Raw genomic sequence first — 15,761 nt, forward strand, 5'->3', positions numbered from 1 at the left:
GGGTACGCGTGAACGCCCACGCGCGTTCACCCGCCGGCCCAGGGGCACCCCCGCGTCCGGCCGCGGCCGTCAGCCCTCGTCCCCCGGCACCTCCCTCATCCCGTCCACGACCGCCCGCCGGGTGATCGCGACCGTGAAGGTCACCGTTCCCTTCTTGAAGGTGTCGCTCGGCTCGACCTGCACGCTGCGCTCCCCCAGGAACGCGTAGGTCTTCTTGTCGAAGATCCACTCCGTGCGCTCCCCGTTCTGCTCGTCGAGCCGCGCGACGGCGACCCCGTGGCGGCCGACCGCGTCGACCGCGTCGTTCACCGCGACGACCCCGGGGATACGGGCGGCGGCCCTGAAGAGCGCCGGGGTCAGCTTCGCGGGCGGGTAGCTCTCGGTCAGCATGTCTCCGATGGCGACGAACGCGGCCTGGTCGCGCGGGACTTCGGGGTCCCGGACGGCGTCCGACTCCTGGTAGATCTTCCGCAGCAGCGCCGCGGGATCGGTGGGCAGCTTCGCGAGCCGGTCGTAGGCCGAGCCGGCCGGGTTCGGTCCGGCCAGGGTGATGCCGTCCTTGCCCGTGTTGCCGGGCTCGATCAGCCAGCCGTCGCGGCCGTCGGGGGACTGCCAGACCTGACGGGAGTGCAGCTTCTGGCTCACGATCGTGGTCTTGTCGCCGACGGTCCTGGGATAGGTGCTGGCGACCTTGGACGCGATGTAGAGGAACTGGTCGGCCCGCACGGTGGTTTCGGAGGTGTCGGCGGCGGCCAGGGCGATGTGGTCGAGCAGCGGCTCGACGCCCCGGGCGTCGACGGCGCCGATCCGGGTCGTCAGCGCGGGCCCGCCGGCCGAGGAGGTGCCGGACTCCCCGCCGCCGGACAGGGCGACCCCGCCCACCACGGCGCCGGCCAGGGCGCAGGCCAGCGCGGGCAGCAGGACCGCGCGGCGCAGGAACGGGTTCGAACGAGCGGGGGCGGCCGCTGTCGACGGGGTGTCACGCGCCGGAACGGCCGGGGCAACGGTGGTCGTACGAAGGTCCTCGCGGATCCGGGCCATCATCTGCTCCTTGTGGAACTGGTGGCGGCCCGCCGGCAGATCCCGCTCCCCGGAGGACAGCAGACCCTGGGTCTCCGTCCACTCGGCCGGGTGCGGCTGGGAGGGGCTGGCGTTCATCGGTTTCCTTCCTGTGCGGACCGGATCACGAAGTCGCGATCACCCTGTGTCTGCCGGTTCGTCCGGGTGAGTTCCCGTTTCCTTCGCGCCGGTCGGGCCAGTTCCGCCTCGGCCAGCTTCCGCAGCCGGCCGCGCGCCCGGGAGAGCCGGGAGCGGACGGTCCCGACGGGGACGCCGAGGGCGCGGGCCGCGTCGGCGTACTCCAGGCCCTCCCACAGACACAGCACGAGGACCTCGCGTTCGGGGCGTCTCAGTGCGGCGAGCGCGGTCACGCTGGCGGCGATCCGGCGCCGGTCGTCCATGCGCCCGGCGGTCTCCTCCGCGTGATCGGCGACCTCCGGGACACCCGCCGCGGCCGCCGCCCCGGCCGCCGCGCGGTAGCGCCGGTTGCCGCGGCAGTGGGAGCGGGCGACGTTGGTGGCGATGCCGAGCAGCCACGGCCGCAGTGACCCCCCGTCGGCGTCGACGGAGGTCCGGCGCCGCCAGGCCTCCATGAAGGTGGCCGACATGACGTCCTCGGCCACGGACCAGTCGGCGGTCAGCCGGAAGGCGTGGTTGTACACCGAGCGGGCGCACTGGTCGTAGAGCTCCGCGAAGGCGTCCGGATCCCCGGCCCGGATGCGGGTTCGCATATCTGTGGTCACGTCCTCAACTGCGCGCCCGGATCGCCGAGTTCCCGTGACACACGTCACACTCGCCTCTCGCTCCGCGACCAATGTTGTGCACTTTATTGACGGCAGTCACCAGACAGCCTAATTTCACGGTGTCCTTCCCCCGCTCAAGGGAGAGCGAGATGCCCCCGTCCCCCACCGCATCCGACCGCACCCGCCAACTCCGCCGAGTCGCCCTCTCCGGTCTGCTCGGCACCGCCGTCGAGTTCTACGACTTCCTCGTCTACGGCACGGTCGCCGCCCTCGTCTTCGGCGAACTGTTCTTCCCCGGCGCCGACCCCGCCGTGGGCACCATCGCCGCGTTCGGCACCTTCGCCGCCGGATACGTGGCCCGCCCCATCGGCGGCATCGTCTTCGGACACTTCGGCGACCGTCTCGGCCGCAAGAAGATGCTGCTGCTCACCATGGGCCTGATGGGCGGCGCCAGCTTCCTCATCGGCCTGCTGCCCACCTACGACACCATCGGCGTGTGGGCGCCCGTCCTGCTGATCACCCTGCGCGTGGTCCAGGGCATCGCCATCGGCGGCGAGTGGGGCGGCGCGACCCTGATGGTCGTGGAACACGCGGGCGAGAAACGCCGCGGCCTGTGGTCCAGCTTCACCCAGATGGGAGCCCCGCTCGGCTCCCTGATCTCCGCCGCCGTCGTCGCCCTGGTCTCCACCCTCCCCAAGGACCAGTTCGCGGCCTGGGGCTGGCGGGTGCCGTTCCTGCTGAGCGTGCTGCTGCTCGGCGTCGGCCTGTTCGTCCGCCTCCAGGTGGTCGAGAGCCCGCTGTTCGCCGAGGTGAAGAAGGAGCGCGCGGAGTCCCGGCTGCCGATCCTCGACGTCCTCAAGCGCCCCCGTCCCGTCCTGCTGGCCTGCTGCGTCGGCATCGGCGCCTTCACCGCCCAGTCCCTGCTGACCAGTTACCTCATCTCGTACGCCACCGGCATCGGCCACCCCCGCCCGCAGGTGCTCACCGCGCTCACCGTCTCCGCCGCGGTCGCCCTGGTCGTGCTGCCCTGCGCCTCAGCGCTCTCCGACCGGATCGGCCGCCGCCCGGTCGTCCTCGCCGGCGCGCTCCTCTCCGCCGCCACCGCCTTCCCCGTCCTGGCCCTGGTCGACCGGAAGTCCTCGGGAGCCCTGATCCTGGCCGTCGTCATCGGCCACGGCATCTCCCAGTCGCTGATGTACGGCCCGCTCGGCGCCCTGTTCAGCGAGATGTTCGGCACCAAGGTCCGCTACACCGGTGCCTCCCTCGGCTACCAGGGCGCCACCCTGGTCGGCGCCGGCTTCTCCCCGCTGATCGCCACGAGCCTGGTCGCGAGCAGCGGCAACGGCACCCCGGTCGCCCTGCTGCTGTGCGGCGGCTCGCTGATCACCGCGCTGACGGTGTTCCTCGTCCGCGAGACGAGCCGGACCTCCCTCACCGACCCGGCGTCCGAACTCCCCACCCCCCACACCGAGGAGATCACCGCATGAGGCCCAGCACCCGCATCGCCTGCGCGGCCGCGCTGCTGCTCACCCTCACCACCGCACCGGCGGCCACGGCGACCGCCGACCCGGCAACCACCCACGTGGACGGCCAACTCCCCTCCGGCGCCACGTACATGATGGACGTCCCCACCACCTGGAACGGCACCGTCCTCCTCTTCAGCCACGGCTACGCCACCGGCCCCGCCAACCCCGCCCAGGACGCCCCGAGCGCCGCCGCCAAGTCCCTTCTCCTCCAGCAGGGTTACGCCCTCGTCGGCTCTTCCTACGCCAGCACCGGCTGGGCGGTCACCGACGCGGTCCCCGACCAGCTGGCCACCCTGAAGACCTTCACCGACCGCTTCGGTGCGGCCTCCCGCACCATCGCGTGGGGATCGTCGTACGGCGGCCTGGTCACCACCGCGATCGCCGAACGCGCCCCGGACGAGATCGACGGCTCGATCTCCATGTGCGGCCTGGTCCAGGGCGGCGTGGCCAACTGGAACAACACCCTGGACCCGGCCTTCGCCCTCAAGACACTCCTGGGCTCCGACGTCCCCCTCGTCGACCTCCCGACGCAGCAGGCCGCCACCGACGCGGCCAACACGCTCACCGCCGCCGTCGACTCCGCCCAGTCGACGGCCGAGGGCCGGGCCAGGATCGCCCTCGCCGCCGCCCTCCACAACATCCCGGTCTGGAACGCCACCGCCCAGACCCGCCCCGCCGCCACGGACTGGGACGCCCAGCAGGCCAACCAGTACGACGCGGTCAAGGGCCTGCTGAAGATCGCCGCCTTCAACCGGCGCCAGGAGGCCGAGGTCCGCGCGGGCGGCAACATGTCCTGGAACACCGGCGTCGACTACGCCCGGCTGCTCGCCGAGTCATCCGTCCGCAAGGAGGTCACCGAGCTGTACAAGAAGGCCGGCCTCTCCCTGCGCAAGGACCTCGCGACACTGAACCGCGCCCCGCGCATCGGCGCCGACCCGAAGGCCACCGGCTGGATGAGCCGCACCAGCAGCTTCACCGGCAAGCTGGCCAAGCCCCAGCTCACCGTCCACACCATCGGCGACCCGCTGGTCCCCGTCCAGACGGAGAGCGCACTGAAGCGGGCGGTCACGGCGGCCGGTTCCGGCCCCCTGCTGCGCCAGGCGTACGTCGACAACGCCGGCCACTGCACCTTCAGCCCCGCCGAACAAGTCGCCGCCCTGCACACCCTGGAGGACCGCCTGACCACCGGCACCTGGCGGGGCACCGACCCGGCGTCCCTCAACGCCCGCGCCACCGCGGCCGACCCCACCGCCCCCACCCGCTACGTCCGGTACCACCCCACCCCCTACCTGCGCCCGTACGACCTTGCGCACACCGCCGACCGCCGATGACCTCGTACGACCGCCTGCCGCACGGTCGGCGGGCGGTCGTACCCTTGCCCCCGTGGAGGACGACGACATCCTGGACACCGCGGAGGGGCCGCAGTCACGCCCGCAGTCGCTCATGCTCACCTTCTTCGGCAACCACGTCCTGGAGGAGGGGGACCTGGCCGTCTACTCGGGCAGCATCATCGACGTCCTGGGCCGCGTCGGCGTGGGCGAACAGGCCGTGCGCTCCACCCTCACCCGCATGGTCAACCGGGGTCTGCTCCAGCGTCAGCGCGAGGGACGCAAGATGTTCTTCGGCCTGACCCCGCAGGCCACCCGCGTCCTGATCGACGGCCGTACCCGCATCTGGGAGCAGGGCGCCGTCAACGACGACTGGGACGGCTCCTGGACCCTGCTCGGCTTCTCCCTGCCCGACTCCTGGAAGCGCCAGCGCCACGACCTGCGCTCCCGGCTGACCTGGTCCGGCTTCGGCGCCCTGTACAGCGGCCTGTGGATCGCCCCCGGCGAGGTGGACGTCTCCGCGGTGGTCGCCGAGCTCGGCCTCACCGCGCACGTCAAGATCTTCCACGCGCGGGCCGCCGAGGTGACCGACATCGAGCAGATGATCAGCGACACCTGGGACCTGGACTCCATCGCCGCCCGCTACGTCACCTTCGACAAGCGCTGGAGCGACCGGCTGGGCCACGCCCCCGACGCCGACCCGATCGGCACCCGCCTCCGCCTGGTCAGCGAGTGGCTGTGGACCATCCGCACCGACCCGAGACTCCCGGCCCGCCACCTCCCCCCCACCTGGCCGGCCCACACGGCCCAGGAAACCTTCTACAAGGTCGCCAAACAGACCCACCCGGCGCTGGCGGCGGCCCGAACGTCCCTGGAGACGATTCCCTTGCACCGGGAGCCGGCTTAAGGCTCGCCGTGCTGCGTGGGGGCGGCTTCGGTCGTTCGGCGGGTGCGGGTGCGTCGTGGCTGGTCGCGCGGTTCCCCGCGCCCTGGGGAGTTGCACTCACGTGCGCCATGACGCCTCCAGGGGCGCGGGGAACTGCGCAAAAAGTGCCCGCCCCCCCCCCACGCGCCCGCAGACAACCAGCTACCCGTCACCGGTCATCCCGCCCACCGTGAACCCGATGACCGTCCCGCCCCCGTCCCGCGAGAACGCGAACGGCGCTCCGCCGTGCGACAGCGCGACCTCCCGCACGATCGACAACCCCAGCCCCGACCCCGGCAGGGACCGCGCATCCGCGGCCCGGTAGAACCGGTCGAACACCCGCACGAGATCCGCGTCCGCGATCCCCGGCCCCCGGTCGAGGACCTCCACCCGCACCGGCCCCGCCACCGTGAACCCGGACACCGAGATCTCGATCGGCGCAGACCCCTCCCGGTCGAACTTCGCCGCGTTCTCGACCAGGTTGGACACCGCCCGCTGGAGCATCCCCGGCCGACCGTCCGTCACCGTCGCCCCTTTCGCGTGGACCACGATCTCCCGCCCGGTCCGCCGCCGGGCCAGCCCCGCCACGTCCTCGGCGACATCCGCGAGATCCACCCGCTGCGGTGGCTCGTTGTCCGACTGCCCCGCCGCGAGGTCGACCAGCTCGTTGACGAGGTCCGTCAGCTCCCGCGCCTCCTGCGTGAGATCGGCGACCAGTTCCTCACGGGTCGCGGGCGGCAGCTCGTCGATCCGCCGCAGCAGCGAGATGTTCGTACGCAGCGAGGTGAGCGGCGTCCGCAGCTCGTGCCCCGCGTCCTGCACCAGCCGCCGCTGGTCCTCCTCGGACTGCGCGAGCCGCCCCAGCATCCGGTCGAAGGCCCGCCCCAGCCGTCCCACCTCGTCGTACCCGGTGACCGGCACCTCGATCTCCAGCCGCCGGGTCCGGGCCACGTCCTCCGCGGCGGAGGTGAGAATCACCAGCCGCCGGGTGATCCGCCGGGCCAGCCACCAGCCGAACAGCCCGGCCCCGATCACCACCGCGGCCATGAGCAGGAACGTCCGCTGCTGAAGCGCCCGCAGCAGATCCTCGGTGTCGCTGAACTCCTGGGCGACCTGCACGGCCCCCCGCCCCCCGCCGAGGGAGACGGTGGCGATCCGGTACACGTCGCTGCCGACCGAGACCTCCTTGTGGAGCACCATCCGCCCGGCGACCCGCGCACCCGCGATGTCCCGGTCCCCGGCGGTGACGGGCAGTCCCGGCCGCCCGGGGTCGGCGACCGCCCCGGTGGCCCCGAGCACCTGCACATCCGTACGGGCGGGTCGCACCAGGTCGTGCCCGGGCGCCGAGGACGAGAAGTCGTCCGTGGCCATCCGCTGCTGGCGGACCTCGTCCCGCAGATCCTGTACGACCTGGTCGAACACGGACTCCTGGTCGACCCGCACCAGACGGGCCGCGGCACTGTAGGACAGCACACCCACGAGAACGGTCACCGCGGCCGTCACCGCGGCGAAGGACACCACGAACGTGGTCCGCAGGGACAGCAGCCGGGGCCGCGGCCGGGCCCAGATCCGAGCCAGCCGCCCCACTCAGTCCTCCCGGAGCACGTAACCCACGCCGCGCACCGTGTGGATCAGCTGGGGCGCGCCGGGTTCGTCGAGCTTGCGGCGCAGGTAGCCGACGTAGACGGCGAGGTTCTTGGAGCCGGGCCCGAAGTCGTAGCCCCAGATCCGGTCGTAGATCGTGGAGTGGTCGAGGACGATGCCCGCGTTGCGCACGAGCAGTTCGAGGAGCTCGAACTCGGTGCGGGTCAGCTCCAGCTCGCGGGGGCCGCGCCAGGCCCGCCGCGCCTGGATGTCCATACGCAGCCCGGCCGCCTCGATCCGCCCCGCGGGCAGCTCGGGTGCGACGGCCTTGGGCGCCGCACCGACCGGGGCCATCCCGTCGGGGCTGGTCCGCCGCAGCAGGGCACGCAGCCGGGCGAAGACCTCCTCGACGTCGAAGGGCTTGACCACGTAGTCGTCGGCGCCCGCGTCGAGGCCCGCGATCCGGTCCTGCGTCTCCACGAGCGCCGTGAGCATGAGGATGGGCGTGCGGTCGCCCTCGGCGCGCAGCACCCGGCAGACCTGGAGTCCGTCGATGCCGGGCATCATCACGTCGAGGACGAGCACGTCCGGCGGCGTCCTGTGAGCCTGCGCCAGCGCCTCCACCCCGTCGGCGACCGCGGTGACCTGGTAGCCCTCCAGGATCAGGGCGCGCTCCAGGGCATGACGGATGGCGCGGTCGTCTTCGGCGAGCAGCACGTTTTGGGGCACCCCCTCAGTGTGCCGTGCCCGCCGAGTCGTGCGACGTGATGCGCAGCTCACCGGGTGCCCTTCTTACTGGCCTCTCACCCCGTCGGCCGCAGCGCGGCAAGCCGCTCCTCGAAGGGCACGACGTCCTCGAAGGTGTCCGCCGAAGGGCGCCGGCCGGCGGCCTTCGGGACCGCTGACAGCCCGCTCATCAGCGCGGCCAGCTCCCCGGCCGCCCGCTCGATCCGCGCGTCCAGCCCTTCCGCGCCCCAGTCCTCCGAGGCGGCGTACACCCCGGTCGGCACGACGACGGCCTTCAGGTAGGAGAAGAGCGGCCGCAGGGCGTGGTCCAGCACCAGGGAGTGCCGTGCGGTCCCGCCGGTCGCGGCGATCAGCACCGGCTTCCCGGCCAGCGCCTCCGGCTCGACCAGGTCGAAGAAGGACTTGAAGAGCCCGCTGTACGACGCCGAGAACACCGGCGTGACGACGACCAGTCCGTCCGCCCCGGTCACGGCGTCGAGCGCGGCGCTCAGCGCCTGCCCGGGGAAGCCGTTGGTGAAGTGGTGCGCGATGTCGACGGCGAGTTCCCGCAGCTCCACGACCTGGACGTGCACCTCGGCGGTACGCCCCACGGCCGCGGCCAGCCGGTCGGCCAGCAGACGGGTGGACGACGGGACGCTCAGCCCCGCGGACACGACGACGAGCTTCATGCGACGACCTCCTTCTTCTGCACGGCCTGTCCGGCCTCGTTCTGCGCGGCGGCCAGCAGGGACGCGTGGGTGGGTGCTTCCGGGACGTCCGCCGGCCGGTTCACCGCGAACTCCTTGCGCAGCACCGGGACGACCTCCTCGCCGAGCAGGTCGAGCTGCTCGAGCACGGTCTTCAGCGGCAGCCCGGCATGGTCCAGGAGGAACAGCTGGCGCTGGTAGTCGCCGGCGTACTCGCGGAACTTCAGCGTCTTCTCGATCACCTGCTCCGGCGAGCCGACGGTCAGCGGGGTCTGGTCGGTGAACTCCTCCAGGGAGGGCCCGTGACCGTAGACCGGGGCGACGTCGAAGTAGGGCCGGAACTCGCGGACCGCGTCCTGGGAGTTCTTCCGCATGAACACCTGCCCGCCGAGCCCGACGATCGCCTGCTCAGCCGTGCCGTGCCCGTAGTGGGCGTACCGGCTGCGGTAGAGCTCGATCATCCGCTTGGTGTGGTCGGCCGGCCAGAAGATGTTGTTGTGGAAGAAGCCGTCACCGTAGTAGGCGGCCTGCTCGGCGATCTCGGGCGACCGGATGGAACCGTGCCAGACGAACGGCGCGACCCCGTCCAGCGGCCGGGGCGTCGAGGTGAACCCCTGGAGCGGCGTGCGGAACTTCCCCTCCCAGTTCACGACGTCCTCGCGCCACAGCCGGCGCAGCAGGGCGTAGTTCTCGATGGCGAGGTTGATGCCCTCGCGGATGTCCTGCCCGAACCAGGGGTAGACCGGCCCGGTGTTCCCGCGGCCCATCATCAGGTCGACGCGCCCGTCGGCCAGGTGCTGGAGCATCGCGAAGTCCTCGGCGATCTTCACCGGGTCGTTGGTGGTGATCAGCGTGGTGGAGGTGGAGAGGACCAGCTTCTCGGTCTGCGCCGCGATGTACCCGAGCATGGTCGTCGGCGACGACGGCACGAACGGCGGGTTGTGGTGCTCGCCGGTCGCGAAGACGTCGAGCCCGACCTCCTCCGCCTTGAGCGCGATCGCGACCATCGCCTTGATCCGCTCGCGCTCGGTCGGCGTACGTCCGGTGGTCGGGTCCGGCGTGACATCACCGACGCTGAAGATCCCGAACTGCATGGTCGCTCACCCTCCAGTTAGTTGACGGTTAAACTATAACCGCACGCCCAGGAGAACGAGGACCCACCCGCACATATTCCGGGCCCCCGCCCAGGGACGCGGTGCGGTCTCGACCAACGCCCCCACCAGCCCACCCAGGGGCGCGGGGAACTGCGCGACCAGCCCCCACGCACCCGCAGCCGAACAACAACCGCACCCGCCGAACCGCCGACTCACGGAACCAGCACAAGCCGCCCCCGCACCCCACCCTTCTCCAACCGCGCATGCGCCTCGGCCACCGCGTCCAGCGGATACGTCTCGGCCACCCGCAACGTCAGCACTCCCTCGTCCACCAACCCCACCAGCTCCGCGAGCCGCGCCCCGTCCGCCGTCACCGACACGGACGCCGTCCGTACCCCCCGCACCGACCCGGGATGCGCCCCCGGGCGTACCCCGACATAGGCACCCCCGTCCCGCACCCACGCGAGCGCCGCCTCCCCGAGCACGGCCGTGTCCAGTACGGCGTCGTAGACCCCGGCACCGGGAGCGGTGGTGAACTCCGCGGCCCCCAGGGACCGTACGAACTCCTCGTCCCCCTCCCGGGCCAGCCCGGTCACCGACACCCCCTGCCGGGAGGCGAGTTGCACGGCGAACCCCCCGACCGCCCCCGCCGCCCCGGTGACAAGCAGCGACTGCCCCTCGCTCAACTCCAGGAGATCCAGGGCCTGTACGGCGGTCAGCGCGTTCAGCGGCAGCGTCGCGGCGTGCACGGCGTCGACCGTGACCGGCGCCTTGGCCACCGCGTCCGCGTCGACGACGACGTACTCGGCGTGCGTCCCCACGTCCTTGGTGAGCCCGTGGTACAGCGCCACCACCGGCTCGCCCACGCCCCAGGGAGCGTCCGCCCCCACCGCGTCCACGGTCCCGGCGACGTCCCAGCCCAGCCCGAGGTCCTTGCCCTCGCCGCCGAAGAACCCGCCCCGGACGCCCAGGTCCACCGGGTTCAGCGCGGCTCCGGCCACCTTGATCCGTATCTGCCCGGCCGCCGGCTCCGGCAGCGCGGTCTCCACCACCTCCACGGCCTCGGGTCCGCCGAACGTCCTCACCACAGCAGCACGCATGACTGAGCACTCCCCATCGGTCACTGTCAGCGCCGGAACCTCCGCCGCCGACGGCAACCCTAGGAAGAGCTACTATCTGCTGGTAAGTAGTTACCTGGAAGTGCGTAGGTCCCCCGGAGGTGAGCCATGCCGACCACGACAGCGGCCCAGCGGCGCGAGCAGGCACGCGTGGAGTACGACGCGTTCATCAAGGGCTGTCCCACCAACCAGCTCCTGGACCGCCTCAGCGACAAGTGGGTCAGCCTCGTCGTCGCGGCCCTCTCGGGCGGCCCCATGCGCTACAGCGACCTCAGCCGCAAGATCGCCGGCGTCAGCCCCAAGATGCTCACCCAGACCCTCCGCACCCTGGAACGCGACGGCATCCTCACCCGCACGATCACCCCGTCGGTCCCGGTAAGGGTCGACTACGCCCTGACCCCCCTGGGAAGCAGCCTCGCGGGCCTCCTCACGGCAGTGAAAACGTGGGCGGAGACCCACATCGAAGAGGTCCACGAGGCAAGAGACCGCTACGACACGGCGAAGGAGACAGACTGACGTTCCTTGGGAACGCCGGCGCGGTTGACTCCTCCAGGGGCGCGGGGAACTGCGCGAGAAGCCCCGCAGACCCGCACCCGGCCGACGACCGCACCGCCCCACGCCTCCCCGGCCGTCAGAAGTAGTACTCGTCCCCGCTGTCCAGCACCAACACCCGCTGCCGATCATTCGCCCGGTTCAGATCCACCGTCCCCCCGTTCCACACCGTGTCGATCTCCAGCAGCACCTCCGACGGCACCCCCACCAACCGCACCCGCATCTCCACCCGCTCCCCCACCGCGTCCGCAGCCAGCGCCCCCACCCGGCACAGCACCACCCGCTCCTCCGCCCGGGCACACCCGTCCGGCAACGTCAGCCGGTCCTCCAACGGCTCCGACCACCGCAGCCGCACGGTCGCGTCCGGTACGGCCGCCGGCCCGTGATTGCGCGGAGTGAACCGCAGGTCGACCCGCCCCCCGGCCAGGGACGCGGCCCCGTGATACGCCAGATCCGCCTCGGGCCCGCCGACGGCGACCGCCGTACCCCCGCCCCCGAGCCCCGCAGCCGCCACCACCGCCGCCGCACCCCACACCGCAAGCACCCGCATGCCACCCACTCCTCGCTCCCGCCGCCGAACCGCGTGGTCGCAGGGATGTATCCCACGTACGGCGAACGACAGGCGCCCTCCAACAGGTGACGCGGGGCCCGGCCGAACGGCGTGCGAAGCTGGGCGGCATGCTCGTAGCCCGTTCCGCCACCCTGTTCGTCGTGGCCGCCCTCTTCGAGATCGGCGGCGCCTGGCTGGTCTGGCAGGGCGTACGGGAGCACCGCGGCTGGATGTGGACCGCCGGCGGAGTCCTCGCCCTCGGCGCCTACGGCTTCGTCGCCACCTTCCAGCCGGACGCCCACTTCGGCCGCGTCCTCGCCGCGTACGGCGGCGTCTTCGTGGCCGGCTCGATCCTGTGGGGCATGGCCGCGGACGGCTACCGCCCCGACCGCTGGGACATCGCGGGCACACTGATCTGCCTAGCGGGCATGGCCGTGATCATGTACGCCCCGCGCGACTGAGCACCGCACGGTCGCACCGGGGCCGCTATACGGACCGCCGGAGAGGAGAACGGGGCGCCTGCCTATCCTGGCTGGCGGAGCCAGACCGTCCCCCGCCCGAGGAGCACCCATGCCCAGCGCAGCGTCCCGCATCGCCGTCGTCACCGGTGCGAGCAGCGGAATCGGCGCGGCGACGGCCCGGCAGCTCGCCGCGGCCGGCTACCGCGTCGTCCTGACCGCCCGCCGCAAGGACCGGATCGAGGCGCTCGCGGAGGAGATCAACGCGGCGGGCCACCAGGCCACGGCCTACCAGCTGGACGTCACGGACCGGGCCGCGGTCGACGAGTTCGCGACGGCCTTCAGGACGATCGGCGTGCTGGTCAACAACGCCGGCGGAGCGCTGGGCGCCGACCCGGTCGCGACCGGCGACCCGGCCGACTGGCGCACGATGTACGAGACGAACGTCATCGGCACCCTGAACGTCACCCAGGCCCTGCTCCCCAAGCTGGAGGCGAGCGAGGACGGCACGATCGTGATCCTCTCCTCGACGGCCGGACACGGCACGTACGAGGGCGGCGGGGGCTACGTGGCCGCGAAGCACGGCGCACACGTGCTGGCGGAGACGCTCCGCCTGGAGATCGTCGGCAAGCCGATCCGCGTGATCGAGATCGCCCCCGGCATGGTCAAGACCGACGAGTTCGCCCTGACCCGCTTCGGCGGCGACGAGCAGAAGGCGTCCAAGGTCTACGAGGGCGTGGCGGCCCCCCTGACGGCCGACGACGTGGCGGACACCATCACCTGGGCGGTAACCCGCCCCAGCCACGTCAACGTGGACCTCCTGCTCCTCCGCCCCCGGGCCCAGGCCTCCAACACCAAGGTCCACCGCACCCTGTGACCGGACCCGAGAAGGACAGAAAAGACCCCCACGACGAACGCCACATGTGGTGGTGGCTCGCCTACTTCCTCTTCGGCATCCACATCGTGGCGTTCGTCATGATCTACGCGGCGATGCACGCCCCGAAGTGAACGCCTAGCGGTCACCCACAGGGATGAACCCCTTCGATCACCCGAACGCCCCCTGAACTGACGACCTAGGCTCGCAGCACAACATCAAATCGACGGCCCTCGGCCGGGCGCCAACCCGGACGAGGGCCTGACCAGCAAGGAAGGTAGAGCTTCCTCATGGCTGACTGCGAGCCTAGCGCCCACCGCTTCATGGACCTGACGGTCCCCGAGTACGCGTACATGTTCGGCTTCTTGCAGGCGGACGGCCACCTCAAGCAAGGACCGGGCAGGAAGGGCCGTTTGAGCGTCGAAATCAGCGCTCAAGACATCGATCTCCTGCGCAGGTTCCAGAAACTGACGCCGTACTACAGCAGCGTCACCGAACGCACGCGGTCGACGAACTTCGCCGAGACTGCTCACTCCGCAATCTGGAGCCTCTGCTCCCTCGATGCCAGGACCAAAGTCAACGAACTCGGTCTGCCGTATGGCCGCAAGTCCAAGACGATTGCTCCACCGCTCGTCGAGTTCTCGCACCGGGACTATCTGAGAGGTGTCATCGATGCCGACGGTTCGGTGGGCCGTACCGGCAAGGGCTTCCCATTCGTTTCCCTGACTACAGCCAGCACCGCCATCGGCATGTTCCTGCGCCAATACGCGATGGACGTCACCGGCTGTGAACGCAACATCAAACGCAACACACGCGACAGCATCTACAACCTCTACTACACGATGGAGGCTGCACAGAGTTTGGCCGCCCACCTCTACTACCCGGGCTGCTTGGCTCTGGACCGCAAACAGAAGGCCGCCGACTCGCTCAGTGCTTGGACCCGCCCCGCAGACATGCGGGCAGCCCACACTCGCCGCCGATGGAACGAGACCGAGGACCGAATCCTGTTGAAGCTGAACAGCCCAAAGGTGGCCGCAGAGGCGCTCGGCAGGACAGCTCAGAGCTGCAATCTCCGCCTCTGGCGCCTACGCACCGGCCAAGTTCCGATGCGGAACAGCCGATGACCCGTTAAATGAGGCCCCCGGTTTCCGCCGGGGGCCTCATACGTCAGCCCTTCACACAGATGAGCTGCTTCAGCTTCGCCACGACCTCCACCAAGTCCCGCTGCTGGTCGATGACCTGGTCGATCGACTTGTAGGCACCCGGGATCTCGTCCACGACACCGGAGTCCTTGCGGCACTCCACGCCCCGCGTCTGCTCCTCCAGGTCCCGTGTCGAGAACCGCCGCTTGGCCGCGTTGCGACTCATGCGCCGACCGGCGCCGTGGGACGCCGAGTTGAAGGCCTTCTCGTTGCCGAGGCCCTTCACGATGTACGACCCAGTCCCCATGGATCCCGGGATGATGCCGTACTCGCCGGCCCGGGCACTGATCGCGCCCTTGCGGGTGACGAGCAGGTCCATGCCGTCGTACCGCTCGCGGCTTACGTAGTTGTGGTGGCAGCTCACCTCGGGCTCGAAGACCACCTTGGCCTTCTTGAACTCCTTGCGGATCACATCCGTCAGAAGGGCCATCATGATCGACCGGTTGTACTTCGCGTACTCCTGAGCCCAGTAAAGATCGTTCTGGTACGCCGCCATCTGCGGAGTCTGCGCGATGAAGACCGCCAGATCCCGGTCGACCAGCCCCTGGTTGTGGGGAAGCTTCTGGGCCACACCGATGTGATGCTCCGCCAGCTCCTTGCCGATGTTCCGGGAACCGGAGTGCAGCATCAGCCACACGACACCCTGCATATCTATGCAGAGCTCTGCAAAATGATTCCCGGCTCCAAGTGTCCCCATCTGCTTGGCCGCCCGCTCCCGACGGAACTTCACCGCATCCGCCACCCCGTCGAACCGCCCCCAGAAGTCGTCCCACCCGGCCGTGGCGAAGCCGTGCATCCGCCCGGGGTCGACAGGACTGTCATGCATCCCCCGCCCCACCGGAATGGCCTGCTCGATCTTCGACCGCAGTCGCGACAGATCCCCCGGCAGGTCGTTCGCCGTGAGGGACGTCTTCACCGCCGACATCCCGCAGCCGATGTCCACCCCCACCGCCGCCGGGCACACCGCACCCTGCATCGCGATCACGGACCCGACCGTCGCCCCCTTGCCGTAGTGGACGTCGGGCATCACCGCGAGGCCCTTGATCCACGGCAGGGTCGCGACGTTGCGCAGCTGCTGGAGGGCCACGTCCTCGACCGTCGCCGGGTCGGTCCACATCCGGATCGGGACCTTGGCGCCCGGCATCTCCACGTACGACATATCGTCCTCATTCCCCCGGAACCAAACAGAAGTCTCATAACGCAAATCCGGCGCCAAGGTCGACGTTTGGGATGACGGACCGGCGTTCACGGCTGTGCGTGCGATACACATTGTCTGCTGGGGACGCCCCCGCGCGGCAAGCGAATAACCTGCGGG

17 protein-coding genes are annotated in these 15,761 nt (G+C 70.8%); 8 read left to right on the forward strand and 9 right to left on the reverse strand.

Going from position 1 to position 15,761, the window contains the following annotated elements; translation table 11 throughout:
* Positions 1 to 69 precede the first annotated feature (69 nt).
* A complete protein-coding gene (locus tag IF54_RS0124410) occupies positions 70 to 1,158 on the reverse strand; it encodes a CU044_5270 family protein (RefSeq protein ID WP_030322192.1) in 1,089 nt (362 codons plus the stop codon).
* The gene (locus IF54_RS0124415; protein WP_030322194.1) at positions 1,155 to 1,790 is read right to left on the reverse strand and encodes an RNA polymerase sigma factor; all 636 of its coding nucleotides are present in this window, start codon (positions 1,788 to 1,790) and stop codon (positions 1,155 to 1,157) included. Before IF54_RS0124415 ends, IF54_RS0124410 begins: the two co-directional genes overlap by 4 nt.
* A gap of 161 nt (positions 1,791 to 1,951) precedes the next feature.
* On the opposite strand from IF54_RS0124415, the gene IF54_RS0124420 reads away from it, so the two are divergent.
* Genes IF54_RS0124420 through IF54_RS0124430 form a run of 3 tightly spaced genes read left to right on the forward strand, consistent with a single transcriptional unit; the run spans position 1,952 to position 5,563 of the window.
* Entirely contained in the window at positions 1,952 to 3,289 is a 1,338-nt protein-coding gene (locus IF54_RS0124420; RefSeq protein WP_030322195.1) for an MFS transporter, read from the forward strand.
* The gene (locus tag IF54_RS0124425) at positions 3,286 to 4,659 is read left to right on the forward strand and encodes an alpha/beta hydrolase family protein (RefSeq protein WP_030322197.1); all 1,374 of its coding nucleotides are present in this window, start codon (positions 3,286 to 3,288) and stop codon (positions 4,657 to 4,659) included. The genes IF54_RS0124420 and IF54_RS0124425 overlap by 4 nt, the downstream gene beginning before the upstream one ends.
* Before the next feature lie 52 nt (positions 4,660 to 4,711).
* Positions 4,712 to 5,563 (forward strand): PaaX family transcriptional regulator C-terminal domain-containing protein, encoded by an 852-nt coding sequence (locus IF54_RS0124430; RefSeq protein ID WP_030322199.1) that lies wholly within the window; start codon positions 4,712 to 4,714, stop codon positions 5,561 to 5,563.
* A 180-nt stretch (positions 5,564 to 5,743) separates the two neighbouring features.
* Here the strand turns inward: IF54_RS0124430 and IF54_RS0124435 are convergent, their stop codons facing one another.
* From IF54_RS0124435 to IF54_RS0124455, 5 genes are all read right to left on the reverse strand, one after another.
* The gene (locus IF54_RS0124435) at positions 5,744 to 7,168 is read right to left on the reverse strand and encodes a sensor histidine kinase (protein WP_030322202.1); all 1,425 of its coding nucleotides are present in this window, start codon (positions 7,166 to 7,168) and stop codon (positions 5,744 to 5,746) included.
* A complete protein-coding gene (locus IF54_RS0124440) occupies positions 7,169 to 7,894 on the reverse strand; it encodes a response regulator transcription factor (protein ID WP_199821240.1) in 726 nt (241 codons plus the stop codon).
* 74 nt (positions 7,895 to 7,968) lie between these two features.
* Positions 7,969 to 8,580 carry an FMN reductase gene (locus IF54_RS0124445; RefSeq protein ID WP_030322207.1) on the reverse strand — a complete coding sequence of 204 codons (612 nt, stop codon included), beginning with the start codon at positions 8,578 to 8,580 and terminating at the stop codon, positions 7,969 to 7,971.
* Positions 8,577 to 9,692: an LLM class flavin-dependent oxidoreductase gene (locus IF54_RS0124450; RefSeq protein ID WP_020136010.1), complete on the reverse strand. Its 1,116-nt coding sequence runs from the start codon at positions 9,690 to 9,692 to the stop codon at positions 8,577 to 8,579. The genes IF54_RS0124445 and IF54_RS0124450 overlap by 4 nt, the downstream gene beginning before the upstream one ends.
* A 212-nt stretch (positions 9,693 to 9,904) precedes the next feature.
* On the reverse strand, positions 9,905 to 10,792 hold the full coding sequence (locus IF54_RS0124455) for an NADP-dependent oxidoreductase (RefSeq protein ID WP_030322210.1): 888 nt from the start codon (positions 10,790 to 10,792) through the stop codon (positions 9,905 to 9,907).
* A 126-nt stretch (positions 10,793 to 10,918) separates the two neighbouring features.
* Between IF54_RS0124455 and IF54_RS0124460 the strand changes: the two genes are divergently transcribed.
* A complete protein-coding gene (locus IF54_RS0124460) occupies positions 10,919 to 11,326 on the forward strand; it encodes a winged helix-turn-helix transcriptional regulator (RefSeq protein WP_030322212.1) in 408 nt (135 codons plus the stop codon).
* Positions 11,327 to 11,441: 115 nt separating this feature from the next.
* Here IF54_RS0124460 and IF54_RS0124465 read toward each other — a convergent pair whose 3' ends face one another.
* The gene (locus IF54_RS0124465) at positions 11,442 to 11,912 is read right to left on the reverse strand and encodes a hypothetical protein (RefSeq protein WP_030322215.1); all 471 of its coding nucleotides are present in this window, start codon (positions 11,910 to 11,912) and stop codon (positions 11,442 to 11,444) included.
* 128 nt (positions 11,913 to 12,040) lie between these two features.
* On the opposite strand from IF54_RS0124465, the gene IF54_RS0124470 reads away from it, so the two are divergent.
* The 4 genes from IF54_RS0124470 to IF54_RS0124485 all read left to right on the forward strand — a co-directional run bounded on the left by IF54_RS0124470 (position 12,041) and on the right by IF54_RS0124485 (position 14,368).
* On the forward strand, positions 12,041 to 12,373 hold the full coding sequence (locus IF54_RS0124470) for a YnfA family protein (RefSeq protein WP_030322217.1): 333 nt from the start codon (positions 12,041 to 12,043) through the stop codon (positions 12,371 to 12,373).
* 109 nt (positions 12,374 to 12,482) lie between these two features.
* Positions 12,483 to 13,247, forward strand: coding sequence for an SDR family NAD(P)-dependent oxidoreductase (locus IF54_RS0124475; protein WP_030322219.1), 765 nt, complete (start codon positions 12,483 to 12,485; stop codon positions 13,245 to 13,247).
* Complete coding sequence (locus tag IF54_RS43950) at positions 13,244 to 13,378, forward strand: hypothetical protein (RefSeq protein WP_258318921.1); 135 nt, start codon at positions 13,244 to 13,246, stop codon at positions 13,376 to 13,378. The genes IF54_RS0124475 and IF54_RS43950 overlap by 4 nt, the downstream gene beginning before the upstream one ends.
* A 156-nt stretch (positions 13,379 to 13,534) precedes the next feature.
* On the forward strand, positions 13,535 to 14,368 hold the full coding sequence (locus IF54_RS0124485; RefSeq protein WP_030322221.1) for an LAGLIDADG family homing endonuclease: 834 nt from the start codon (positions 13,535 to 13,537) through the stop codon (positions 14,366 to 14,368).
* Positions 14,369 to 14,411: 43 nt separating this feature from the next.
* On the opposite strand, the gene IF54_RS0124490 is transcribed toward IF54_RS0124485, so the two are convergent.
* Positions 14,412 to 15,605 carry an RtcB family protein gene (locus IF54_RS0124490; protein ID WP_030322223.1) on the reverse strand — a complete coding sequence of 398 codons (1,194 nt, stop codon included), beginning with the start codon at positions 15,603 to 15,605 and terminating at the stop codon, positions 14,412 to 14,414.
* Positions 15,606 to 15,761: the final 156 nt, after the last annotated feature.

The organism is Streptomyces sp. NRRL B-3229 (genome assembly GCF_000719505.1).
GTDB lineage: Bacteria > Actinomycetota > Actinomycetes > Streptomycetales > Streptomycetaceae > Streptomyces > Streptomyces griseorubiginosus.